Below are 23829 nucleotides of genomic sequence, written 5' to 3' on the forward strand. Positions count from 1 at the left end.
GCCCTGGGTCGGGGGCATAAGCGGGCAGCAGCAGGACAGCCTCGAACGGTAACGCGCGGTCGGGCTGGCGGGCCGGCAGCACGGCCCGGCCGGGCAGAGTACCGACAGGTGGCTCCGGAGCGGGCCGATGTGGCAGGGCCTCCTGACGGGCTGCCGGCACTGGCCAGTCCAGCTGTGCCTCGATGCCGGCACCGCTGACGACCCCGGCGTCGAGGGCGGTTCGGGGATCCGGTATTCCACTGCCGGGCAGGCTGAGCCGCAATGTCGACAGCGGGCCATCGATCGTTCGGTAGCGCAGCATCGGCCCCTGGAGCTCGACCTTGCCCTGCTTGCCGTGCGCCACGGCGACCGCGTCCCCGCGTACGAGAATGGCAGGGTTCTCTCCCAGCGCGGCGACCGCACAAGCCGGACCACCACCGCCGAGCCGCCCAGCCAGCCGGGCGATCAACACCGAGCCGTCCGCACCACCGGCGTCGGCGGCGACCTCCCGCACGAGCGCCAGCAGGACGTCGGTCGCCGTACCCCCGTCCGCGCAGACCGCCAGCAGCGCGCCGGTACGCATGACCAGCCCGACGCCCGGCAGCGGTTGCACCCGCACGCTCACAGGAGCCTCCCGCCCCGGAACCGCCAGCGCAGGAACGGCACCCGCATCGGCCCGTTCGCGGCGAACCAGACGGTCATCCAGACCACCCCGAAGTGAGTGGCGAAGGCCCATCCCGGCGGTGCCGCCCCGATCAGCGGCACCGCACCGGCCGTCAGCAAGAACCAGAGGAGCAGTCCTTCCGGTACGCCGGTGAGCAGCCCGAACAGCGTCGGCCAGTCCTTCTCCCAACGGAACTGCATCAGCAGGTGGTACAGCAGTTCCCAGCCGATGCCGAGTACCGCGACCGCCGTCAGCACGACGAACGCGTCCCGGTAGCTCAGCGTCAGCAACGGGACCAGTGCGAGGGTCACCAGCGAGCCGACAAGCGCGATCAGGAAGAACCTGGTCTGGATGCGGCCGATCAGGATCGGGACCACTGTGCACTTCCTTCCACCGGCCGGTTGAGGATCCAGCGAATCCACTGGGCGGTCGAGCGCAGCGGCCCGAGCCGAGGGGCCCAGCCACGCCGGGCCAGGTCATCGGCGATCTCCTGGGCCGCCACCTGCAGCCCGAGGAAGGTGTCGACGCCGGGGAAGTAGCCGCCGAGCGTCGCCGTCCCAGAGGCGTACAGGGCGCCGTCGCCGCTGGCCGTGCCCTTGATCTCGAATGTCCGCTCTACTTCCAGGCGGCCCAGGGGGTTGCGCCCGGCGCCGCCGTTGGTGAGCAGGTCGTTCAGCAGTCGGTGGTCGGCGATGTCGGCTTCCAGGCCAGTGCAGTCGATGATGAAGTCGGAGGGAATCTTCTGCACGCCGTCGTCGCGTTGCACGACGCTTGTCAGCCGGTTCCCTGGCTGCACCTCCTCGACCAGGCCCCGGTACGCGCGGTACCAGCCCGCGTCGCGCCCGGCCTGCAACTGCTTCTGCCACCGGCGTCGTTTCGGGGTGTTGGTGCCGCCCATCCGGCGGTACTCGGCGGCCCGCTCCTCGCCCTCCAGCCGGCGCATCTTCGCCTTGAGCTGCCCGCCCCACACCGACTTGGGGTAGTTGAATCCCTGATAGGCGAACCCGTTACCGCCCTTGCGCCGTGACCACGGGTGCGGGCCGTGGGCGCCGGTCACGAACGTCCGGAAGACGTGCTCGATCTCGGTCCGCAGACCGAACTTCTCGCGGTCGTCCATCAGCCGTTGCAGGACCCGCGACGCGACGATCCCGCCGCCGCGGACCATGACGGTGCCGGGGGTGGTCTTCAGGTATTCATACACGTGCTCGTGCGGCTCGTAGGCGTTGACGACGTGGTGGAAGTCGCCGTGGGTCTCCCGGAACGCCTGTAGGTCAGGCAGGAACCTCAGCCCGGGGTAGCCGACGGCGATGTGCACGAAGCGTGACCGGTAGGCGATCCGTTTGGTCGCCGTGGTTCCGGCCGGCGGGGTGAGGATCGTGTAGTAGCCGCCCCCGACCCGGCGGCGGACCATCCGTACCACACCCTTGACGAGCATTTCCGGGTACGCGATGCGCGCCGACTCCCGTTCCAGGCTGGCGAACACCGCCCCGGCCCGGGGCGTCCAGTAGTCGGAGAAGATCGGCTCACCGAGCACCCTCAGCAGCGGCCGGACGCTCCGGTCCTGCCATCCCTCCGACAATGCGTACGACGGGAAGCCCCAGATGTTGTCCGGCCGCGACGAGGAATCCGACCGGATCCGTTCCGGCTCCGGAATCTGCGACACCCGGGTCAGGTACTGATAGGTTTGCCACGGGTGGTCGATGTTCGACAGCACGGCGATCTGGTTCGTCGGCACTCCGGCGATCCGTAGATAGTCCACGGTGACGAACGAGCCGATCCCGCCGCCGACGGTGACGAACGGAACGTCACGCACCTCGATGCCCGACTCCTCGACCATCGAATCCGTCCATGTAGGATTCTCGATGAGGCGCGACGTCAGATCGCCGGACGTGCCGGCGTTCCTGGGTTCCATGTGGTGTTCTTCCTCACCGAAACAGAGGGCCTGCCGCCCGACGGGCATATAGATACCACAGTCCATCCACGCCCCGGGGCGTGGATGGTGGTCCCCGTGCCGGTGCCTGTACCGTTCGGGAACTCGGTCATAGCCCGTGAAGTGCGGTTTCTTGTGGTGTTGGAGCTTGGGTCGACCTGGGTCGAAGTTGCTGCCCCGTTCGATCAGGCACTCGGGGCGCGGTGTACCTGGCGCGCCCCGGTCCCGGATCATGGCCGGCGTGCTCGCCCAGGTCCATGACGAGGTTGCCCGCCTGCCCAGGCCAGTCAACTCGCCCTGGAAGGCCCGCTGCAGGGAACGGCGGCCGGACGCGGTGGTGGCGGTCTTGACGAACCAGCGACGTCCGGACACCTCGACACCGTAGGAGACACACCCGGAGTCCTGGGCGTCGAAGACCACGAACGCGGAATCCAGACGTAGCTCCATCACGCAAAGCAGAGTAGGGCCGTACCCCGTCACAGAGCTCGAATGCTCAGGTCATGACGCGGACGCCGGGCCAGCGTTCGGTGGGGCGGTGACGAGCGAGTCGCCGCCGAGAAATCTCCGGGCTGACCCTGGCCGGGTTGCGCCGCCATACGCCGTCGAGCAGGTCGTCGAGGCCGTGCGGTGCGCAGACGACGACCTGGTCATGCGCGTCCAGGCGGACGGCCACAGCGGTGGCGTACTCAGGCCAGGTCGCGACCGCGTCGGCGATGCTCCGCAACGGGGCCACCGGGCCGCCACCGAACTTCGCGGGATACCAGGTGTGCACGGCCGCCTGGTTCTTCGCCTCCCACGGCGGCTCCGGCCAGACCGCTACCAGCCGCGCGGTGGCCCAGTCGTCGTTGTCGCGGGTCAGGTCCGCCGGGTCAAGGAAGACGACGTCGACATCGCGCACCGATGACGGGTCGAAGCCGGCTCCGTACCGTTCACCCCACACCAGGTCGCGGATAACGCCGGCACCGAGCCAGGCGTCCGACAACCCGGAGTCCCGTACGACGCCCAGCGCCCGGATCAGCCATCGGCTGCCCTGGACGAGTTCCCTCAGCTCGTCCTCCCGCACGGTCCCAGTCTAGGAGCACCGCCAGCGACGGCATCACATCGTCGCCTGCGGATCGTCGTGTGCTCGGGTGGATGATCCGGGAGCCGGTGGCGAGGGTGCGGAGAGGGTCAGGGTGTGGCGGGTGGAGGGTCGTCGTCGCGGCCGATCAGGGGCAGCTTAGCGGTGGTGGCGATGTGGAGGATGGCTTTCTCCATCGAGGTGGTCTCGGGCAGGACGACTTCGCCATTGTGACCGAGGACGTCGTGCGGGGCGTACCAGTCGCGCATGTTGTCCGCGGTGAACTCCGTGGCCTGCGGGCGCATCTGATGCCGGCGCAGGGTTTCGGGCAGGGACACGTCGAGATAGACGAACAGCGTCCGACCGCGATGGGCGTGATGCAGGAACGTGAGCAACTGCCGGTACCGGGCGGTGTGCATGAGCCCTTCGAGGATCACGTGATAGCCGTGATCGAGGGCCATCCGGACCGTCTGCTCGATGAGAGCAGGCGCGAGCCCACCGGGCCTGTCCCGTTCCCGCAGCAGCACACGGCGTAGATGGTCCTGCTCGACCTTACCGATCAGCGACGATGTGTTCGGTGGCCATAAGCTGGGAAAACGCGTGACGCACATGTTCGTGACGTAGTGAGCGCCGATGTTCGGCGGAGCAGCGGCGAGTAGAAGCGACTCCTGGTCAAGGGGCCACGGCCTGCGCGCCGCCTGCGTCTTGTCCAGGTGTTCCGACGATGCGGCGGGCTTCCGCGAGGATTTCACCTTCAAGGTCTTGCTCAGTCATGTCCGTGTACTCAAGCGTGTCGTAGACGTCATCGAGCTCGACGAGACGGTTGGCGAGGGCCAATCCGTCGTGACCGATAGTGGAGTGCGCCCAGGTGGCGAGGTCCATGGGCGACATGAGCCCGGCGAGGACCCGCGAAGCCAGGACTCGGAGTACGGCTTCCTGACCAGTCTGGCTGCCTCGTGGGTAGTAGTTGAGCCCAAGGTCCGCCAGCGCGGCTTCCAGCAGTTCCGGCACCTCCTCGTCGGCATGCCGGCCGTGGATTCCGGCGAGCATGGCAAGGTTCGGCCCGTCAAGGCCAGCGACCAGCAAGTCGCATGCGGTGTCGACCAACTCGCTCGCTCGAGTCTGACCAAGACTCCACAGGGCGGCTTCTTCTTGCATCCTGGCGAGGGCCTCGTTGCGTTCCACGCCGCTATCGTGGATCACGACGTGCGAGACGGCGTCCCATTTTGTCGGCAGAGTCACCGGGCCACTTCGATGCCCGGCGATGCTGTCCCAGTGCGCCGACGCGCCCGTCGCGCTTCGTGCGGGTTCAGGCTGACCGTCCCAGCGATGGCTGAAGGGCGGGTGCTGCGGCGGCGGTCAGATGATCAGCTGGGATAGTGCGGCGGTGCCGAACTTGGACTTCTACGCAACCGAGAACGACTGGCCGACGGTCCTTCACGCTGTGTTCGATTCACACCTTTTCCGCGTTTTCGAAGCGGATTCGGAACCAGATAGGGAAGTACGCGAGTTCCACACCGTCGACGAGGTTCCGGCTGGGTCTAGCGGGCGACACCTGATGTTGTTCGTCGTCGGGTCCGGGCCAGGTCCGACGGCGAAGCGCATTGACTTCGTCCCCGGCATATCTGACGCGAGGTTCCGGTACTCCTGTGAGGGTTGGGGTCTGATCCAGCTTCACTATGGGGGACCGTTCGGAGACCAGGAGTTGCGGTGGAGCCATACCAACCACAACACCGAGAAGCGTGCCGCAGCGTGGGCATCGACCTTGCATCGCTTGGGTGATCCCGCCGCGTGGGACTGGACGGCCGTGACCAGTGCTTCGGGAAAGCTGAATCGGGCGATCCGGAAGTTAGCCATCGACAAGATCGGCTCGCACCCGGTCCTGCCAGGCGCTGCGCAGTTCATTGCAGCAGCGAATCTGCGGCATGAATACGGCACTGGGATCCACGCGATGCCGTGCTTCGGCGGTTGATGTCACCGCGCCGGCCGCTTTGAAATCCCTGCCAGCGGCTTGGGCACCTGGGTGTCGAGGAGTTCGGCTTCGAGGTCAGCGAGCCGCTTGTCGAGAAACCGGTTGTTGGAGCGGGCGGCCTGCAGCTTCTGATCGAGGACCCGGTTGTCCTCGGTGAGTCGGCGAAGACGCTGTTTGAGCTCGGTGTTCTCCTCAGCCAGGCGCTGGGCGGTGCCCTCGGTGTATTCGGCCTGGAGGTCGCGGAGCTGGCCGAGCAGGAGACCGATCCGCTCGCGCTGAGTGTCGATCTCGGCGTAGGCCGCCTTGACGGCGTCCTCGGCGTTGAGGGCGCGCTGTTGCCAGGACGCCTCGACGTTCGCATCGTGCGTTTCCCGGTCTCGCCTCCTCCGGTCGCCGGCTGCCTCGATGGCGGTGACCACGAGTCTCTTGGCGTCGGCGTTCTGGTAGAGGAAGGTGCGAGACACGCCGGCTCGGGCCGCGACCGCGGGATAGGTGATGGGGCCCGCTCGCGGCGCATGGTGCGCAGTGTCGTGTCGATCCGTTGCAGCTTGTCGCGGGTGCTCTGCTGACGGGCGCGGTTGGCCGCCTGCGTCCGGGCGGTTCCGGCGCCGGTCGTGCTCATAGGTCATCCTTCGAGCTGCCGACCGTGACGAGGTCGGAGGTTCGGAATCCGACGCCCCAGAGCCGGTGAAAGTAGTCCTGCGGGCGGCGTAGGTCGAGCGCGAGCGCGTCTTCCAAGAGGTTGAGACCGGCCAGGGCCCGTTCCAAGCCGTCGATCGTTTTGGCGGTGGGCTCGAACTGCTGGTGCAGCCAGTCGGCCATCTCGTCGGTGGGCGCGCGTTCGGCGAGTGAGGACCACTGCTCGCGCTTGCGGCGCCAGTAGAGCAGGTCAGCGTCGGTCATCACGAACTTGTCGCAGCCCTCGCAGTTCAGCTTCCAAGGGCAGGCGCCGCCGTCAACGACGACCTGATAGGTGCAGATGCCGCCGTCCGTGGGTGCGCTGCGGCGCCCGAGATCGATCATCAGCGCGCGGGCCTGCTCGGCAGGCAGCGGGGTCACCCCGCTGGAGACCAGCGCGCCGGGTTGCTGGGTTCCTGGCCCAGCGACCCAAATGGTCTGCAGCACGTCGTCGATCTCGCTGACTGCGACCTTGGCGTAGTGCTCGGTCATCCGTTCCGAGAGATGGCCGAGGTAGCGCTTGATGTGTTGGAGACTCGCACCGGCTGCCAGGAGGCGGGTCGCGAGGGTGTGACGGGCTTGATGGGGCACGGCCGGATCGAGGTTCATGCGGGCGATCCACTGGCGGAATCGGATGTTGAACCAGGCGTTGCTGATGGCGTAGGTGCCGTGCGGGTTGCGGTAGCCGCGGGGAAACAGCGCCATCGTGCCGCGTTCCTGCAGGGCGGGTGTTCGCCCGTACCGGTCTTCGAATCGGGTGATGGTCTTGCGCTGCCGTTCCCGCAGCCGTTGGAAGGTGTAGTCGGGGATGCGGATGGCCTCGTTGTAGTTGCCGACCTTCGTCTGGTCGTGCCAGAGCAGCGGGGCGCCGTTGTGAATTCCGATGCAGTCCAGCCGGAGGCCGATCACTTCTCCGGCCCGCCGGCCGGTCGCGACGATCGTCTCCCAAATATCTCGTATCCCCGATCCATGACATCGGCCTGCTCCAACTGTTCCAGGTTGGCCTGGTCCACCAGGGCTCTGGCGGTGTCGTCGGCGTAGGGGCTACGCGGGCGGAAGGGTCGCTTGCCGGCCAGCGGGAACGCCCAGACGACTTTGCGGTCCATGCCGATCTGGTCGGTGCGGCCCGTTTCCAGCTCGGCCCGCATCATGCGCCGCAAAGCATCGAAGGTGCTCTTGGAGGTGATCTCGCTGATGGTCGGTGTCTTGGTGTTGTTGCTCGGCCGCAGGGAGGGTAGGTGGTCTCGCGCTCGGCGACGTTGATCGGCGACGAACTGGTCGACATGCTCGACCGACAGCAGGGACGGATCGTGTCCGCCTCCCGGTGCTCGGGCTTCGAGGAAGTATCCCAACTCTTGCACCGCGACGCGGATGGCGAAGTAAGTGCCGCGACCCCGAGGACAGTCCGCAGAGCGCAAGAGATCGGCAAGATGTTCCCAGAGCAGGTCCCGCAGCCATCGTTGCGGGACCTGGGTGAGGTCGAACCGGTTGTTGAGCTTGGGGATCCGGCGCCCGAAGTGCTCGAAGTCGATGTAGCCGGCCTCCTTGCTCTCCGTCGGTGTGACGTAGACGATCTCCAAATCGCGGAGCATCTCGGTCACGATCACCCGCTCCTGCTCTCCCCGGCTGTCCCGATCGAACTCGTCCAGGGATCCAAGATCGCGGCAAGTCTCCACCACCCGCAGGATCGCGTGCATCCACCAGCGGGTGTGGTCGGTGCGCTGCGTGTAGGCGTGCAGGCCCCATTTCAGCTCGGCCTTGATCAGGGGCTTCATGCCGTAGAGGCTGATCTGGCCGGGCCGTGGAGCTGGCTGGACCTGACGACACCAGCGGCGGAATGCCGTCTCGTCGTCGTAGGCGACCGGGACGACGTCGCCGCGTCGGTCAAGCCAGCGCCCCCAGTTAGACGGCAACCGTGCCCCGCCTGGCCGGCCGGCTCGCCGGTAGAGCTTCTCGTGGTCCTCACAAAGTAGTAGCGGCGAGCGAGCCAGTTCCGAGCACGAAACCGCAGCGCAGTCGCCGTAGGAGGCGCAAGGTTCCTGCCGCGCCACCCACTCGTCGAACACGGTGGTGTCCGGAACCTGTGTGGATCCGCTGACTTCCAGCCACTGATGCAGGTGGAAACCGCACAGCTCGGCCGCCATGCTTCGCTGGGCTGGTCGGCCGCATTCCTCGACACGACAGTCCGGTGGTGGGGCAAGCCGTCTGCTGGGCTCGCCCGGCGAGGCGGTGCGCAGGAACTCCAACCGATCCATCCCGGACACTTGCCGCTCGTACCACTGCTTCAGATGGTTGCCGCAGAGCTCCCGAGACTTGATGTAGCCGTCACAGCCGTCGATCAAGCAGTTCCAGTGCAGGGCCGGATGGTCTTTCGGGATGTGGATGACGTCGCCGCGAAACAGCGGGTCGAACCCCGGGCTCTCGATCAGGGCGGTCAGGACCTCCAGCCGGTCCCGGGGCTCTCGGCCGTTGACTCGAACCAGCGCGAGATGGGGAACGGTCGCCGTCACGTCTGGCTCCAGACCTTGCGCAGAACCGCCTGGAACTGGGGATCGTGAATATCGGTGTGGCCGTAGATCTCGTCGACGGTGGCGCTGGACGCCCAGCCGCCGGCATCGCGGGCGATCACGAGGTTGCCACCGGAGGCATCCAGGACCGCGGTGGCGAAGTTGTGCCTGGTCTGGTGCGGATGAACCCGCCCGAGTCCGGCGCGCAGACCCGCGCGCCGGAACATACTGCGGGCACCCGCCGCGGACAGCGGCTGCCCGTAGTGGTCGCCGCCGAGTTGCACCAGCAGCATCCCGTGGCCCGTCGCCGCTGTGCGGGGATATTCGCTGGTCATGTAGGCGAAGTAGGTGTGGATCATCGCGGGGCTGACCCGCCGGATCAGGCCACCGCGCACGAGGCCGTTGACCAGATCCCAAGGGTGTTTCGTCTTGACCCTGGCCTTGTTGACGTTCGCTTCTCGATGGCAGATGTGCACGTGCGCGGCGCGGGCCTGCGCGCACTCGGCGTTCTCCCGCAAGTGCAGGTCAGCGAGGTGGAGTGGGCTGGCTGACGTCTCACCAGGCGGTGTGCCCTGGTCAGGAAAGTCGAAGATCGACAGATCCTCGACGAGATCGCTTGGGTGGAGGATTCGTACGACGCCGATCGGTACGCGGCGTTTCTCGACGTGTACTACCGGACTACGTGAACCAGGTGGGGAGTCCGTTCGCTGGCGAGCCTGGTGGCAGTCGTCTACCAGCCGGGCGATATGGGTTCGGCCGGGCTGCTCGCGCGGCGGCAGGCTGTGGCCAGCGGGCACTCAGTGAGTGAGATGCAGAACGTCGAGCGTGACGGTGAGTTGATCGTGTGGTGCTCCGATGGTGCTCGGATGTTCGGCACCTTGTCAGCACGGGCGCGACCGTTCCAGCACGGAAGCAGTTCCGCCGTCCGCTGAGTGTGGCGGCCCGCTGAGCGCAACGCCTGGACCAGCAGAAACAAGACACCTTCCGTGTGGACGGAGGGCGGCCCAATCAGTACGTTTTACGAGGCTGCGAAAGGTTTAGAGACATTATGCCCGGTTCGGACTACGGATCAGAAGGTTCCGAGTCCAAGTCGAATGGACAGCAAGGCCCTGCCCTCTACTCTTGACCTACCTACGTCTGACCAGGGCAAACGCCGCTTGATGATCTTCAGCAAGAGAGCACAGCAGCGCCCCAAAGCGACAGGTGAACGTGGGGGAAATGCGGAAAACTGCCGGTCATCGGCCTACATAAATGGGCAGCGACCAGTGTTAGGAAACCGATGCTCTATCCCCTGAGCTACGAGGGCGCGAGGGCCCAGTCTAGCGACCTGCGGGTTCGCCTGGGGTGGCAGGGAGTGGCCCACGTTCACCACGTCACCCGCACCCCGTTCTCCCAGCCCAGGAGCACACCCGAAGTCTCCGTGCGACTCCGGGTGATCTTGGCAGGCAGGGCAGGGCCTATCTCGCCAACGACACCTCTCTGCTGCCAACCCCTTGACACAGAGAGGCGCCGTTAGATCCACAGACCCTCTGCAACGGGTCACCGGGTACAGCCGGGAGACGATCCGCCAGGCACGCCGACCGGAAGTCCGGCGGGCGACCAACCTCAACCGGCGCAGAACATCACCTCAGCCACCGGCGGACTACTGACCCTACGGCGACCGAAAGCCCTACGTGATCGCCGAAACCCTCACCGCGCTGCACGGCCCGACCGACGGCACGGTGAGGCTTCCGCGTCACCTTGACTGGTCCGGGCACCCCGACTACGACCTGAACCGGCCCGCACGCCTGGCCAGCATGTACAAAATGGTGCTCACCGAAGCCAGCACGACCGAGGATCTGCACACCTGGCTCGACGCCGACCTCCTCCGGCGGCGCTGGCCCATCCTCTGGCGCGTTGGCCGGCGGTTACGCGGTTCAGGCCGCTGGGCTCGTCGAGCGGGCCAGTGAGGACGTCGACCTGTTCACCGCCTGGGACCGCCGCGACGAGTTCACCGCCGCGGTCGCCGCCGTCGTGCACGCCTACCGGAACGACGGCCTGACCGTCGAGACCGAGCGGCAGTACGACACGTTCGCCCGGCTGGCCGTCACCGACGGCACCCGGATTTCCAAGGTCGAACTCGGCGTGGACTGGCGCGCCAACGCGGGCGGCCTCGCGGTCGCCAGCGTTGTCCAGCCGCCCCAACGGCGGTGGGCCGGCGGTCATCAGCGGGGGCCGAAGACCGCGCCCAGCTTGGACAGCCGAGCGTTGTCCAGCTCCCACTGAAGCACGGTATCGAGCGTGTCGAGTGCCCGCCCCTCGACCGTGGCCTTCGTGCTCTGCACGCCGTCGACCACCTCGGGCAGGGCCGCCACCACCGCTGCGGTGGCGGTCCGGATGGGCTCTTCGGCCCCGTCGGCCACGGCCCGGATCAGGTCCACCACCGGGCTGCGGGCGGTGCCCGCGTACCGCCCGGCGATCCGCTCCAGGCCGGCCGGCATTCCGGCCCCCGCCTCCCGCGTCGCCGCGGACAGCCCGGCGAGGAGGAACTCGGCCAGTTCACTGCGGCCCACGGCGAGACCGGGCAGCACCGCCGCGACCGCGGCCCGGGTCGCTGTCTCCGCAGGCGTCTCGGCGCCGCCGTCTTCCGGGGCGTCCGCTTGGTAGGCCAGCCGCCGCCGACCCGCGGTGCTCATCTGGAACAGCACCATGAGCGTCATCGCCCGGTAGAAGTCGCTCACCCCGTCGGCACCCGCCAGCGCAGCCAGCAGCGGCACCGCGCCCGGGGTGGCGGGCACCACCGAGCCCTGCGGGAACGCGTCGTTCGCGATCGCCTCGATCAGATCACCCACACCGTCGAAGGTGCGGCCCTCGAAGGGCACCACCTGGGCGGCCGCACGAAGATCGGCGGCAGGACGACGGAAACCACCGCACTTGAGTCCAGCAGGCGCGGGCAGAGACGGCGCGGCGGCCGGCTGCCCACCGACGACCTCCGCGCGGATCCGGTCGGCCTCGGCCCGGTCGAGCTCGTGCGCGAGGCCCTCCCGGGAGAAGCGCTCGATCGCCTTGTCCGGAAACTGGCCGCACGCCGAGTTGACCTGCCCGCCGTACCTCCGGGCAATGGCCGCAACGGCCTTCTTCTCGGCCGGTGAGACCTCCAGCGGACCCTCGTAGGGCAGGTCCACAGCCAGCGAGTGGGCTCGCCACCAGCCGGCGAAGCGATCCTCCAGCGGGTCGGTCGGCACCTCCCGTACCGCGACCAGCAGGTGGCCGCGCTCGGCCAGCTTCTCGGCGACGGCATAGGCCGAAACCTCATCCGGCACCGACACGACGAAGCGCATCTCACGAATCACGGCGGCATGCTATCGACGATGGGTCGGGCTGCCCGGCCCCGCGGGCGCGGCAACACCGAGCCTGCCGCCGTCGCCGGCCGGCACCCCGCACACGATGTGCGAGGCCGCGGCGCATCAGCGCTCAACCGAGTACGAGGCCGGGCGCTGTCGGGATGTGAAGGATCGGCATGGGATGCCGCTCATGTGGTCGGGGCGTTGAGGACGCAGTCGACCGCCGTGTAGAGGGTTTCGGTTTCGGACTTCAGGATCGAGTCCTCTGCGGGCAGGGCTCGATCGATGGAGAGCCCTTGGAGGACGGTGAGCAGGAACCTCACCCGGCGTGCGTGGTCTTCCCTGGGGAGCGCGCCTTCGTCAGCGAGAACCGTCAGCCAGTACTCGATACGGCGCCACGCTGCCCGCTCCACGGCGAGATAGGCCGCGCGTACCTGCTCGGTCGGTTCGGGGGCGATGAACATCTGGTACGCGTTGCCCCACGCCTCCCGTGCCTGCTTCCCGACTCCGGCGGGGGCGAGCACCTGCCGGAGGCAGTTGACCAGTCGGTCTCGGGCGGGTAGCGACCGGTCGTGGATCGGGTCATCGGGGAAGACGTGGTCGTAGATCCTGGCGAGCACCGCGTCCTGCAGCGCCCGCTGGGTCGGAAAGTGAAACCTGAGCGAGCCCGTGCTCACCCCGGCCCGTGCCGCGACCGCACGCACGCTCAACCGCGCAGTCAAGTCCTCGGCGAGCATCGCCGCCGCGGCCGCGAGGATCCGTTCCCGTGAGCCGGTGCTCCCGTCGTCCCGTGTCATCCGCCACCTCCTAGTACATCGTACTAGCACGCCGTGCTAGCGTTCCCACTAGTACAGCGTGTTAGTGGAAGCGGCGACCAGCGTCGACCAGCGGCGAGCGAGGGAACATGATCGAGGACTGGCGGCGACGGCGGGCAGCCAAGCGCATCACCAGCGGAGACGGGCGGGCATTGAAACGCCTCCGCTGGTGGCAGCTGCCCTTCCGCGCACTCTTCTACCTCGCGCTGCCCAACGGGGACGGCCGGCAGACGGTGTATGCCGTCGACATCCCACGCCGGACCGACCCGGACGGCGGCAAGGCGAAAGCGCACCTGTATCTCGACGGCAGACACCACGCCGAGTCCAAGCTCCCGGCGGCCTTCCCCGTCGAGGGCGGCACCATCGAAGTGGCGATCAGTGCGTTCGGGCTCAAACGCTGCCACTACGTCACCGCCGCCGGCGCGGAGCACCGGCTCATTCCCGATCCGAGGTCCGCCGAAGGGCGCCGTGCCCGCGTCGAACGCGAGCACCCGACGCTGAGCCGCTCGATCAGCCTCCTCTCGGTGCTGATGCTCGTCATCGGCGTAGGTCTGAACCTGCTGCAACTCGCCGGGCCGATATCGCAGATTCCCCCGATCGCCGAGAACTTCGGAACGTTCGAATCGCCCATCCGCCTACCGATCTGGCTCAACTTCGCCCTCGCCATCGGGGCCGTGCTGGGGAGCACCGAGCGGGCACTCCGCCTGCGTTACAGCGTGCTCGACCACGCCGGGAAGTAACCACATCCACAGGAGGACACCATGACCGCGGCACCCAAGCCGAACTCACTACTCACTCCGGGCGAGCCCCGCAACGGGGCGTCAGTTCCCGCCGGGGTCGAATACCACCGGGTACTCGCCAGCGACAAACGCCGGATCGGTCGCGGCATTCTCGCGATCATCCTCCTGCTGGCCGGGTTCGTCATCTTCCCGACGGTCCTCGGCAGGGCGGCTGCGGCCATCGACGTACAGCAGGGCAACACCCCGCCGATCCTGGGCGGCACCGACTACACGCCGCTCTACCACGCCGGTACCATGCTCTCCCTCGGCCTGCTCATTCCGTGGAGCATGTTCATCCAGCGGTGGCTCTACGGCGTACCCGGTGCGTCCCTGCACTCCGTGACGTCGCGGTTCCGCTTCGACCTGCTCGGCAGGTCGCTGCTCATCTTCGGTCCCGCCTGGCTGGTGGTCACCGCCCTCGGAGCTCTCCCGCCCGTCGAGCAGTTCCCCTGGTCGCAGACCGACCTCATCGCCATCTTCCTCGCCACGATGCTGCTCACCCCGCTCCAGTCGGCGGGCGAGGAATACGGCGTGCGTGGGTTGATCTTCCGCGTGATCGGAAGCTGGACCCGCAGCCCGCGGGCGGGACTGGTCGCCGGGGTACTGGTCTCGAGCGTGCTGTTCACGGCCGCACACGGCGCAACGGATCCGTACATCATCGTCTGGTACTTCGTGCTCTGGACCGGACTGGCCATCATCACCTGGCGCACCGGCGGGCTGGAGATCGCAGTCATGCTCCACGCCGTCCTCAACACGTTCACGTTCGTCCTGGCCACAATCTTGCGGGTGGACCTCGGCAGTGCCCTGCAGGACCGCTCAGCCGGAGTCGGCACGCCGTACCAGCTCGTCCCCACCTTTGCGGTCGTCGTCATCACCGCAACCATCTGGTGGCGTACCCGGAAGACAGGACCAGTAGTTACCTCAGGCCGCAGTCAAACGCCAGGTCACGCGCGGTCGTGACGGGGCAGCGGCGGCCCCGGAGGTGGGGCCGGCGTGGCCGCTGACCGCGACCGAGTGATTGGCAGGCCGGAGCCGGCCTGATGCCGGGCCTGATGCCACAAGGTGACGCAGGGCGATCGGACGTTCCCTGCGACCCAACCCTGACCACGCGAACGTGAACGTAGCGGTGGACCCCTTCTACGAACCGCCTCGCGCAGCGGCGGCCCTGCTCTCGGCGCGGCGCAGGGAGGGGCACACGTTGTCCATGCCCCACCGAGTCTCCTCAATGTGCCCCGCCGAGGTTGAGCACCACCACGCCACTGACGACGAGCCCGATTCCCACGACCTTCGCGAGGGTGAGCGGCTCACCGAGGAAGGCCGCTCCGATCGCCGCGATCGCTGCGGTGCCGAGACCGGCCCAGAGGGCGTACGCCACACTGACCGGGATGTGCTGCACCGCCCGGGCGAAGAGATAGAACGAGGTCAGGTAGGCCGCGACGAGACCGAGCGTCGGCCACAGGCGGGTGAAGCCCGCGGTCGCCTTCATCAAGCTCGTTCCCAGGATCTCCGCGATGATCGCGAAGGTCAGCAGCAGGTATCCCATGCCAGTTCCTCTTTCGTACGCGCACACACTCGCGCAATGGGTGAACGAATCATGGCGGCTGCGCCACCGTCACCGGTTGGCGGACGGCACCGCCGGTCCGGTGCTGGCGAGGAAGACCCGCAGGGTCCGCGCCGGCTGCCCGGTGACGCGCTCGACGGTGTCGGTCACCTCCGCGAAGCGGCCCGCCCGGACCCGCTCGAAGGTCAACACGTTGAGATCTCTTTCGAACCCCGTCGTGCCGACGACCGCCTCGGCGATGGTCACCTCCCGGTGCGACACGGGCCGTCCGGCGGCGGCGGAGAGCAGGTCCGCGGTGCGCGGCAGCGACAGTGACTCCGGGCCGGAGAGTTCGTACACCTGACCGGCGTGCCCCTCATCGAGCAGGGCCCGCTCGGCCACCGCTGCGATGTCCCGGGCGTCGATCCAGGCCACCGCCGCACCCCCGCTGGGGAAGGGGAACTCCCCAGTGTCGACGATCGAGTCGCGGTAGAAGCGCGGATCGGTGAAGACCTGCATGAACCAGCTCGGTCGCAGGATCGTCCAGGTCCGGCCGCTGTCCTGTACCGCGCGCTCCGCACGCGGCGCCCATCCATCCGGCCCGGTGTGGTCCGGATCCCGCTCGGAGAGCAGAACGACCCGGGCCTGGGCTGGGATCTCGGCCAGCAGCGCGCCGATCAGCTCCGGCGCGTCCGCCCGGTCCGGGCGGACCACGTACACCGCGTCGACGCCCTCGGCCGCCGCCGCCCACCTGGACGGTTCGTCCCAGGAGAAGGCTGTCGGACGGACGTCGGCGAGGTGGATGGTGGACGGATCGCTGCTTCCGCCGCGCACCTCCACGCGCGGCCGCGCCGTGAGCAGCTCCGCCAGCGGCACACCCGTCTTGCCCCGGACCCCGGTCACCAGCACGCGAGTCGTGCCGGCCAAGTTCGCACCCTGCACCGTGAACCACCCTCCCATACTTGAGTCACTAAAGCTATTGCCGCCAGCTAAGCACCGATACTTGAGTGGGTCAAGTAGTCTCGTCACATGAGCCACCCGACGGACCACCTCAACCAGCAGGTGTGGGACTTCGTGTACGCCTACGACGCCGCGTACGACCGGGCGGCGCGGGCGGCGGGGCTGAGCTCCGCACAGGCCTGCCTGCTCGACCATCTGGAGAGCGGCAGCCGCACCATGGGCGAACTCGCCGCCGAGCTGCTCTGCGACGCCTCGAACGTCACCCAGCTCGTCTCCCGGTTGGAGGGCGGCGGACTCGTCGACCGCGTACCCGATCCGGCCGACCGACGCGTCAAGCGAGTGTCGATTACGCAGGCGGGTCGCGGCGCCCGTCGCGAGGTCCACCGGGCCTTCGACTTTCCCACCGCCCGGCTCGGCCGGCTGACCGAACAGGAGCAGCGTCGGCTGTCGGAGCTGCTGGCCAAGACCCTCGCCCCCGATCCGGACCGGGTCCCGCGCGGCTAGCCCGCTCCGCAGGGAATGGTCGGATTCGGCCGCGTCCGAGGGAAGATGACTTGTCCACAACTTGGTTACGCTCTCTGCATGGACGCAACGCCTCGCTGGCTCGCCCCGGAGCAGAAGGCCGCCTGGGACAGCTTCATCCGCATGCAGGAGAAGCTCATCGGACGACTCTCCCGCCGAGTCCAGGCCGACTCCGGGCTGTCCGCCGCCGACTACCTCGTGTTGGCCAAACTCACCGAGGTCAGCGGCCGGCGGATGCGCCTCATGGACCTGGCCAAGCTGTTGGAGTGGGAGAAGAGCCGCATGTCCCACCAGGTCGGGCGAATGACGAAGCGCGGACTGGTGGCCAAGGAGGAATGTCCCGACGACGGGCGTGGAGCGTTCATCGTGGCCACCCCGGCCGGCGTCACGGCGATCGAAAACGCCGCACCCACACATGTCGGACATGTCCGCCGACTGTTCATCGACGCCCTCTCCCAGGAAGACCTCGACACGCTCGCCCGGATCTCGAGTCAGGTCCTCGCGCACATGGAGAAGCAGCCCGACTGATCGTCCGAGCGACAGATCATCGCCGACTCAGCACGGTACTCGCGTGGGTGAACGGCGGCAGACCAGCGCCGTACGGTCGGAGCGGCGATTAGCCTCGTGCCGTTGCCGACGATGCGCGGTGTCAGGAGGAGGCTCGGGTGCCTGACGTCGTGCCGGCCGGGCGATCCTCGGGTGGAGCCTACGTCGTCCGGGCCGCGCTCGTCGTCGTCGCGCTCGGGGTCGTGTTCGGCGACATCGGCACCAGTCCGATCTACACCATGCAGACCGCCTTCAACCCGGCCGACCCGCATCCGGTCCCGGTCAGCCGGGACAACGGGTTCGGTGTCGTCTCGCTGATCTTCTGGTCGGTCATGATGATCGTGACCCTCACCTACGTCACTCTCGCGATGCGGATGAGCAACGAGGGTGAGGGCGGCATCATGGCGCTGATCACCCTGTTGCGTCGCCGCAGCACGGGAACTGCCGGTCGGACGGGTGCGGCGTTGGCGACGGCGGGTGTCTTCGGCGCCGCGCTGTTCTTCGGCGACAGCATGATCACCCCGGCGATCTCCGTACTCGCCGCGGTGGAAGGACTCAAGGTCATCCAGCCGTCGACGGAGACCCTCGTCGTTCCGATCACCGTACTGATCATTCTGTTGCTGTTCGCGCTGCAACGCCGCGGCACCGCCACCGTCGGACGCCTGTTCGGGCCGGTGATGGTCGCGTGGTTCGCGGCCATCGGCCTGTGCGGGGTGGCCGGCGTCGTCCGGCAGCCGGCGATCCTCGGCGCACTGTCACCCACCCACGCCGTCAACTTTCTCGCCGGGCATTTCCACATCGCCTTCTTCGCCCTGGCCGCCGTCGTGCTCTCGGTCACCGGCGCCGAGGCACTGTACGCGGACATGGGGCACTTCGGCCGTCGGGTCATCACGCGTGGCTGGCTGTTGCTGGTGCTGCCCGCCTGCACGCTCAGCTACTTCGGTCAGGGCGCGTTGATTCTCGCCGCCCCGTCGGCGGTGAGCAGTCCGTTCTTCCTGCTCGCACCCGGTTGGGCGCGTCTACCGATGGTCGTGCTGGCCACGGCGGCCACGGTCATCGCCTCCCAGGCGGTGATCACCGGCGCCTACTCGGTGACCGCGCAGGCCGCTCGGCTCGGTTACCTGCCACGGTTACGCATCGCGCACACCTCGGCGTCGACAATCGGTCAGATCTACGTACCGTCGATCAACTGGCTGCTCATGCTCGCCGTCCTCACCCTGGTGCTCACCTTCGGCAGCTCGACAGCCCTGGCGTACGCCTTCGGGATGTCGGTCGTCACCACCATCACCATCACCACTCTGCTCTTCTTCCACCTCGCCCGGGTGCGCTGGCACGTTCCGCTCTGGCTTGTGGTTCCCGGTGCCGTCATCCTGCTCACCGTCGACCTGCTGTTCCTGTCGGCGAATCTCACGAAGCTCACGCACGGGGCGTGGCTGCCGCTGCTCATCGGGCTGGCGGCCTTCACCGTGATGAGCACCTGGCAGCGGGGTCGGGAGGTGGTGACCCAGGAACGCGAACGCCGGGAAGGGCCCCTGCGTACCTTCGTCGACGACCTGCACGCTGGCCGCTTCCCGCACACCCGCGTGCCCGGCACGGCGGTGTTCCTCAACCGCAGCAAGGAGACGACGCCGTTGGCGATGCGCGCCAACGTGCGGCACAACCGCGTGCTGCACCGCCATGTCGTGATCATGCTGGTGCAGACCGTGCCAGTTCCGCAGGTGTCCCCTGCGCACCGGATCCAGGTCGACGACCTGGGCTACACCGAGGACGGGATCGTCCACGTCACCGCCAGGTTCGGATATCTCCAGGCCCCGAACGTGCCCGAGGCGCTGGAGTTGCTCCGGGCCACCCAGACGGAAGGCCACGTGGAGGTGACGGACGCCTCCTACTTCCTGTCCCCGGTCGACGTGGTCGCCGGGCGCGCCCCGACGATGGCGCGTTGGCGCAAGCGCCTGTTCGTCGCCACCTCCCACCTCGCCGGCGACGCCGCCGCGCACTATGCCCTGCCCCGGGACCGCACCGTCACGATCGGCTCCCAGATCGAGGTCTGACGAACAGCGGTGAACCGGGGGCGGTCGCGGGCCGTGGTACCCGCAACCAGCCACGCACATCGAGGAGCATCGTCAATGACCTCACGTGATGCGGGCCGCCTGTGGCTCGTACGTGTTCTCGCGCCCCTGACCTGCTGGGCGGCCATGGCCGGCCTGGCCCCCCAGCCGGCGGCGATGGCCGACCCGAGCGCGCCGATCGTCGGCGTGGCGGGCAAGTGCGTAGACGTCCAGTGGTCCGGAACCGCGAACGGCACGACCGTCTGGCTGTGGGACTGCAACGGCACCAACGCGCAGAACTGGGCCGGGGTCGGACACCAGGGCACGCTGCGCGCGTTCGGCAAGTGCCTGGACGTGGCCGGCGGCTCGCACCGCGACGGCACCCGGGTGCAGCTGTGGGAGTGCAACGGCACCGACGCGCAGAGCTGGCGACCGGAGAACGGGCGACTGATCAACACTGGCTCCGGCAAGTGCCTGGACACCTCCGGTGGGGCGCAGACCGGCACGCCGTTGCAGATCCGCAGCTGCGCCGACGCCACCACGCAGACGTGGGCGCAGCGCGGCCGTCCGGAGGGTGGCGGAACGGTGGCGGCCGGAACGGTGGCGGCCGGAACGGCGGCGAAGAAGGGCGTCGCCACGTGGGCGTTCCCGCCCGGCCGCGACGGGATCCGCGACGTGGGTGCGGCCTGGTACCACGACTGGTCCACCTCGAACAGCGACGTGCCGGCATCCGCTGAGTTCGTACCGATGATCTGGGGTGCCGCGTTCGTCAACGACACCGAATTGGCCACCGCGCAACGGTCCGGCCGTACGCTGCTCGGCTTCAACGAGCCGGACCTGCCGCAGCAGGCGAACATGTCGGTCGAGCACGCGCTGGACCTGTGGCCCCGGCTCCAGAACACCGGCATGCGGCTGGGCAGCCCAGCGGTCGCCTTCGGCGCGGACACCCCGGGCGGTTGGCTGGACCGGTTCCTCGCCGGTGCCCGTGACCGCGGGCTGCGGGTCGACTTCATCGCCCTGCACTGGTACGGCTCGGACTTCGGCGACGACGCCGCGAACCACCTGATGCAGTACGTGCGCGCGGTCCACGAACGCTACCGGCTGCCGATCTGGATCACCGAGTTCGGCCTGATCGACTTCAGCCAGGGCACGCCCCGCCACCCGTCGCCGCAGCAGCTCGTCACGTTCATCAACAAGGCGACCGCCGCGTTGCAGGCCACGCCGTACGTCGAGCGGTACGCCTGGTTCGCCCTGCCGGCCACCGGCGAGCACGCGCCGCACGGTCTGTACCGCGACAACGGCACCGCCACCGAGGCCGGCGCGGCCTACCGGGCGGCGGGCCGGTCGTAGACCAGAAGCGTCCCGGGTGCCCCGGTCGGTGCGTAGCGCGCGCCGCTCGGGGTACCCGCCGGACATGGCGCGGTACACAGATCCCGAGCTGCGGGAACAGCTCAAGGAAGAGATCAAGGCGTCCGACCGGGGCGGCCGACCGGGACAGTGGTCGGCGCGCAAGTCCCAGCTGCTCACGAAGGAGTACGAGAAGCGCGGCGGCGGCTACCAGGGCCCGAAGGACGAACGCCAGAAGTCGCTTCAGCGCTGGGGCGACCAGAAATGGCGAAACCGGCAGGGAACCACCCGGGCGCGGCACGACGGCGAAACCGACAGGTACCTCCCCGAGCAGGCATGGAACCAGCTCTCCGCCGAGCAGCAGCGGGCGACCGACGCCAAGAAACGCAAGGAGTCGAGGTCCGGCAAGCAGTATGTCGCCAACACCGGGCCGGCCCGGCGGGCCCGCCGCAACGCCGCAGCGGTGCCGCTGACGGAGCTGCCGGTCGCCGAGGCGACCCGGCACGTCAGAGACCTCGACACCGGTCAGCTGAGGGCGGCGCTGCGCGCCGAACGTGCCGGGAAGGGCCGCAAGACGCTCATCCAACGGTTGCAGTCGGCGCTCGACCGCCGCTGACCCGGGTGCGGCGGAGAACGCCTGACCCGCTGGTGTCAACAGGTGTCGAGTTACCGTGCTGCCGGCGTCAGGCCGGCGCGATCAGGGTGCCGTCGGCGTCGCGTACGGCGATCGCCTCGACCGGGCAGGACTCGGCGGCGTCGATGACCGTCTCGGTCGGCTCGACCGCCGGCGCGGTCGGCACCGCCCGCCCCGACTCCAGCAGGAAATGGGCTGGTGCCATGCCGACGCAGCCGCCCGAGCCGATGCAGCGCCCAGCGTCGACCTCGATCCGCCAGTCGGCGCTCACCAGGCCACCGGCATCCGGGCCAGACCCCGGACGATGATCCCACTCTTCCAGGTCAGCTCCGACTCGGGCACGGCGATCCGCAGCCCGGGCAGCCGCGCGACGAGCGTGCCGATGCCGACCTGCAGCTCCATCCGGGCAAGCTGGGCACCCAGGCAGTGATGCACGCCGTGCCCGAACCCGATGTGCGGGTTGGTCTCCCGGCCGAGATCGAGTCGATCCGGGTCGGTGAAGACTGTCTCGTCCCGGTTCGCCGAGGAGAGCGAGCCGATCACCGGCTCTCCCGCCCGCACCAGCACCCCACCGACCTCGATGTCCTCGGTGGCGTACCTGGCGAACGAGGAGGCCACCCCGAGCGGGACGAACCGCATCAGCTCCTCGATCGCGGTCGGCAACAGCTCCGGCTCGGCCCGTAGCCGCGCCAACTCGTCGGGGTGGGTGAGCAGGACGTACGCGAAATTGGGCAGCTGGGTGACGGTGGTCTCGTGGCCGGCGGCGAGCAGCCCGGCGGCAAGCTGCACGATCTCCTGCTCGGTGAACCGGTCCTGCTGCTCGTCGCGGGCCTGGACCATCGCGCAGAGCAGGTCGTCGGTGGGCTCGCGGCGCCGCTGCTCGACCAGCTCGCCGATGTAGCCGTGCAGGTTGTCGAGGTACTCCTGGATCCGCTCGGGGGTCAGCGAGGTGGTCGAGACGATCGCCTCCGACCAGACGTGGAACAGGTGCCGGTCGGCGAACGGCACCCCGAGCAGCTCGCAGATCACCTGGATCGGCAACGGGGTGGCGAAGTGCTCGACCAGGTCGACCGGCGGACCGGCCGCCACCATGGCGTCGATCAGCTCGTCGGCGATCTGCCGGGCCCGGGGCCGGAGCTGCTCGACCCGGCGGGCGGTGAACGCCTTGGCGACCAGCCGCCGCAGCCGGGTGTGCTCCGGCGGGTCCATCGACAGGATGCCGTCCCCGATCTGCCGTGGGGTGAGCCGCGGCTCGTCCCGGCCGACGCTCGCCGCCCGGCTGAACCTCGCGTCACCGAGGACGGTCCGCACGTCGGCGTAGCGGGTGGCGAGCCACGCCTGCTCGCCGAAGGGCAGCTGCACCCGGGTGAGGGGCTCCTCGCGCCGCAGCTGCGCGTAGTGCGGGTCGAGTTGGAGCCGGTCGGGGGCGCTGAACGGGTACGACCGGGCGGCGGTCCTGGCGACGTCTGTCATTGACCATTCCCCCAGCGAAGAACCCGCGACGACCTAAAGTGACGTTCCGATCGCCGATCGTAGTGGAGGGCATTGATCGATGCCAGTGGTCAGCTTGCGTCCGGTTGCCTCAGGGCCCAGGCCAGGCGGGTCAGGCTGTTCAGGCGATCGGTCTCGGCCGGGAGCAGGACGACGCTCGTGGCCCCGGCGGCGTGCCGGGCCGCGATCTGTGCCGCCACCTCGTCGGGAGTTCCGGCAAGCGACAGCTGTCGTACCCATTCGTCAGGCATCGTCGCCGCGAACTCCTCCGGGCTGGCCGACCCCCGGCGATGTTCCGCCAGGTCGGACGCGAAGGGCAGCAGGGCCAGATGCGGTGCCCAGTCCGGTTCACCGATCCACGCCAGGCCGGGGCGGACCAGATCGCGTGCTGCCCGTCCGTCCTCGCCGACGACCGCCGCGTCGTAGGTGATGACCTGCGGTGATGCCGCCGTCCCGAAGCGGGTGATCGAGTCCGCGACGTAGGGCGGCGCGGCCGGTTCGGCCAGCAGCAGTCCGTCGGAGACCTCTCCGGCCACGGCTATCGACTTCGGGCCGCGCACCCCGAGCACGACCGGCGGCACCGTCTGCGGTTTCTCGCTGAGCACCACGCCTTCGACGTTGACGTACCGGCCCGCCGCCGGGCCCGGCTCGCCGCGCAGCAGGGTGCGTACGGCGATGGCGTACTCGCGCAGCCGGGTGAGTGGGCTGGCCGGCCACTCGCCGACCTGCCGCATCCAGTCCGGCATGCCGTGCCCGATGCCCACGATCAGCCGGCCGGGGAACAGCTGCGCGAGCGTCGCGATCTCCATGGCGGCGAACGCGGCGTTCCGCGCCCCGGCCGGCACGATCCCGATCCCCACCACGATCTGCGACGTGGCCGCCAGCACGGCACCCGCCTGGGCCACACCGCCCCGGAATCCCAGATCCTCCACCACCCACAGCTCGTCGAAACCGAACTGCTGTGCCCGCCGGGCGAACGTCAGCACCTCGTCCGCGGGCAGGTCCCGTGGCAGCATCACTCCGACACGCGCCAT

General features: G+C 68.7%; 25 protein-coding genes and 2 pseudogenes. 10 read left to right on the forward strand and 17 right to left on the reverse strand.

The features are described 5' to 3' along the window. The 6 genes from C1I93_RS07790 to C1I93_RS07815 all read right to left on the reverse strand — a co-directional run. On the reverse strand, positions 1–604 hold a 604-nt coding region (locus tag C1I93_RS07790), incomplete at its 3' end, for a hypothetical protein (protein WP_220039559.1). Then, the gene (locus tag C1I93_RS07795; protein WP_111242554.1) at positions 601–1020 is read right to left on the reverse strand and encodes a hypothetical protein; all 420 of its coding nucleotides are present in this window, start codon (positions 1018–1020) and stop codon (positions 601–603) included. The genes C1I93_RS07795 and C1I93_RS07790, both read right to left, overlap by 4 nt. Continuing rightward, positions 1005–2480 (reverse strand): hypothetical protein, encoded by a 1476-nt coding sequence (locus tag C1I93_RS07800; RefSeq protein WP_220039560.1) that lies wholly within the window; start codon positions 2478–2480, stop codon positions 1005–1007. Before C1I93_RS07800 ends, C1I93_RS07795 begins: the two co-directional genes overlap by 16 nt. A gap of 586 nt (positions 2481–3066) precedes the next feature. After that, the gene (locus C1I93_RS07805; RefSeq protein WP_111242555.1) at positions 3067–3636 is read right to left on the reverse strand and encodes a nucleotidyltransferase family protein; all 570 of its coding nucleotides are present in this window, start codon (positions 3634–3636) and stop codon (positions 3067–3069) included. A 107-nt stretch (positions 3637–3743) separates the two neighbouring features. After that, entirely contained in the window at positions 3744–4244 is a 501-nt protein-coding gene (locus C1I93_RS31400) for a P-loop NTPase family protein (protein WP_223256529.1), read from the reverse strand. A gap of 61 nt (positions 4245–4305) precedes the next feature. Continuing rightward, complete coding sequence (locus tag C1I93_RS07815; RefSeq protein WP_212808658.1) at positions 4306–4818, reverse strand: hypothetical protein; 513 nt, start codon at positions 4816–4818, stop codon at positions 4306–4308. 202 nt (positions 4819–5020) lie between these two features. Here C1I93_RS07815 and C1I93_RS07820 point away from each other — a divergent pair, with 202 nt between their 5' ends. Beyond that, positions 5021–5605: a hypothetical protein gene (locus C1I93_RS07820; protein WP_146603456.1), complete on the forward strand. Its 585-nt coding sequence runs from the start codon at positions 5021–5023 to the stop codon at positions 5603–5605. Between the two features lie 2 nt (positions 5606–5607). Here the strand turns inward: C1I93_RS07820 and C1I93_RS07825 are convergent, their stop codons facing one another. The 4 genes from C1I93_RS07825 to C1I93_RS07840 are packed head-to-tail and all read right to left on the reverse strand — an operon-like array spanning position 5608 to position 9308. Continuing rightward, positions 5608–6234, reverse strand: a complete 627-nt coding sequence (locus tag C1I93_RS07825) for a hypothetical protein (RefSeq protein WP_220039561.1) — start codon at positions 6232–6234, stop codon at positions 5608–5610. Further along, complete coding sequence (locus C1I93_RS07830) at positions 6224–7192, reverse strand: tyrosine-type recombinase/integrase (protein ID WP_249412380.1); 969 nt, start codon at positions 7190–7192, stop codon at positions 6224–6226. Before C1I93_RS07830 ends, C1I93_RS07825 begins: the two co-directional genes overlap by 11 nt. Further along, positions 7189–8793, reverse strand: a complete 1605-nt coding sequence (locus C1I93_RS07835; RefSeq protein WP_111242559.1) for a hypothetical protein — start codon at positions 8791–8793, stop codon at positions 7189–7191. The genes C1I93_RS07830 and C1I93_RS07835 overlap by 4 nt, the downstream gene beginning before the upstream one ends. Then, entirely contained in the window at positions 8790–9308 is a 519-nt protein-coding gene (locus C1I93_RS07840) for a tyrosine-type recombinase/integrase (RefSeq protein ID WP_212808661.1), read from the reverse strand. The genes C1I93_RS07835 and C1I93_RS07840 overlap by 4 nt, the downstream gene beginning before the upstream one ends. A gap of 975 nt (positions 9309–10283) precedes the next feature. Between C1I93_RS07840 and C1I93_RS32890 the strand changes: the two are divergent. Together C1I93_RS32890 and C1I93_RS07850 are read left to right on the forward strand one after the other, a co-directional pair. Further along, positions 10284–10682, forward strand: a pseudogene (locus tag C1I93_RS32890) (hypothetical protein); the annotation flags it as partial. After that, positions 10627–10968: pseudogene (locus C1I93_RS07850) on the forward strand (nucleotidyl transferase AbiEii/AbiGii toxin family protein); the annotation flags it as partial. The pseudogenes C1I93_RS32890 and C1I93_RS07850, both read left to right, overlap by 56 nt. Before the next feature lie 26 nt (positions 10969–10994). On the opposite strand, the gene C1I93_RS07855 reads toward C1I93_RS07850, so the two are convergent. Further along, positions 10995–12122, reverse strand: coding sequence for a hypothetical protein (locus tag C1I93_RS07855; RefSeq protein ID WP_146603457.1), 1128 nt, complete (start codon positions 12120–12122; stop codon positions 10995–10997). Between the two features lie 179 nt (positions 12123–12301). Beyond that, positions 12302–12910, reverse strand: a complete 609-nt coding sequence (locus C1I93_RS07865) for a TetR/AcrR family transcriptional regulator (RefSeq protein WP_111242563.1) — start codon at positions 12908–12910, stop codon at positions 12302–12304. Between the two features lie 107 nt (positions 12911–13017). On the opposite strand from C1I93_RS07865, the gene C1I93_RS07870 reads away from it, so the two are divergent. Together C1I93_RS07870 and C1I93_RS07875 are read left to right on the forward strand one after the other, a co-directional pair. Further along, positions 13018–13668, forward strand: a complete 651-nt coding sequence (locus C1I93_RS07870) for a hypothetical protein (RefSeq protein WP_111242564.1) — start codon at positions 13018–13020, stop codon at positions 13666–13668. 21 nt (positions 13669–13689) lie between these two features. Beyond that, on the forward strand, positions 13690–14667 hold the full coding sequence (locus C1I93_RS07875; protein ID WP_111242565.1) for a CPBP family intramembrane glutamic endopeptidase: 978 nt from the start codon (positions 13690–13692) through the stop codon (positions 14665–14667). A gap of 262 nt (positions 14668–14929) precedes the next feature. Here the strand turns inward: C1I93_RS07875 and C1I93_RS07880 are convergent, their stop codons facing one another. After that, positions 14930–15250: a DMT family transporter gene (locus C1I93_RS07880; RefSeq protein ID WP_111242566.1), complete on the reverse strand. Its 321-nt coding sequence runs from the start codon at positions 15248–15250 to the stop codon at positions 14930–14932. 69 nt (positions 15251–15319) lie between these two features. Further along, positions 15320–16189: a Rossmann-fold NAD(P)-binding domain-containing protein gene (locus C1I93_RS07885; protein ID WP_212808662.1), complete on the reverse strand. Its 870-nt coding sequence runs from the start codon at positions 16187–16189 to the stop codon at positions 15320–15322. Between the two features lie 87 nt (positions 16190–16276). Between C1I93_RS07885 and C1I93_RS07890 the strand changes: the two genes are divergently transcribed. The 5 genes from C1I93_RS07890 to C1I93_RS07910 all read left to right on the forward strand — a co-directional run bounded on the left by C1I93_RS07890 (position 16277) and on the right by C1I93_RS07910 (position 21286). Then, on the forward strand, positions 16277–16711 hold the full coding sequence (locus C1I93_RS07890; RefSeq protein ID WP_111242568.1) for a MarR family winged helix-turn-helix transcriptional regulator: 435 nt from the start codon (positions 16277–16279) through the stop codon (positions 16709–16711). Between the two features lie 78 nt (positions 16712–16789). After that, a complete protein-coding gene (locus C1I93_RS07895) occupies positions 16790–17257 on the forward strand; it encodes a MarR family winged helix-turn-helix transcriptional regulator (protein WP_111242569.1) in 468 nt (155 codons plus the stop codon). A 137-nt stretch (positions 17258–17394) separates the two neighbouring features. Then, positions 17395–19326 (forward strand): potassium transporter Kup, encoded by a 1932-nt coding sequence (locus tag C1I93_RS07900; RefSeq protein WP_111242570.1) that lies wholly within the window; start codon positions 17395–17397, stop codon positions 19324–19326. 75 nt (positions 19327–19401) lie between these two features. After that, a complete protein-coding gene (locus tag C1I93_RS07905; RefSeq protein WP_111242571.1) occupies positions 19402–20673 on the forward strand; it encodes a glycoside hydrolase family protein in 1272 nt (423 codons plus the stop codon). A 64-nt stretch (positions 20674–20737) separates the two neighbouring features. Further along, entirely contained in the window at positions 20738–21286 is a 549-nt protein-coding gene (locus C1I93_RS07910; protein ID WP_111242572.1) for a DUF5872 domain-containing protein, read from the forward strand. 67 nt (positions 21287–21353) lie between these two features. Here the strand turns inward: C1I93_RS07910 and C1I93_RS07915 are convergent, their stop codons facing one another. From C1I93_RS07915 to C1I93_RS07925, 3 genes are all read right to left on the reverse strand, one after another. Further along, a complete protein-coding gene (locus tag C1I93_RS07915) occupies positions 21354–21575 on the reverse strand; it encodes a ferredoxin (RefSeq protein ID WP_111242573.1) in 222 nt (73 codons plus the stop codon). Then, positions 21572–22777 (reverse strand): cytochrome P450, encoded by a 1206-nt coding sequence (locus tag C1I93_RS07920; RefSeq protein ID WP_111242574.1) that lies wholly within the window; start codon positions 22775–22777, stop codon positions 21572–21574. Before C1I93_RS07920 ends, C1I93_RS07915 begins: the two co-directional genes overlap by 4 nt. A gap of 89 nt (positions 22778–22866) precedes the next feature. Then, entirely contained in the window at positions 22867–23829 is a 963-nt protein-coding gene (locus C1I93_RS07925) for an LLM class flavin-dependent oxidoreductase (RefSeq protein ID WP_111242575.1), read from the reverse strand.

This window comes from Micromonospora endophytica, from assembly GCF_003236305.1.
Lineage (GTDB): Bacteria > Actinomycetota > Actinomycetes > Mycobacteriales > Micromonosporaceae > Micromonospora > Micromonospora endophytica.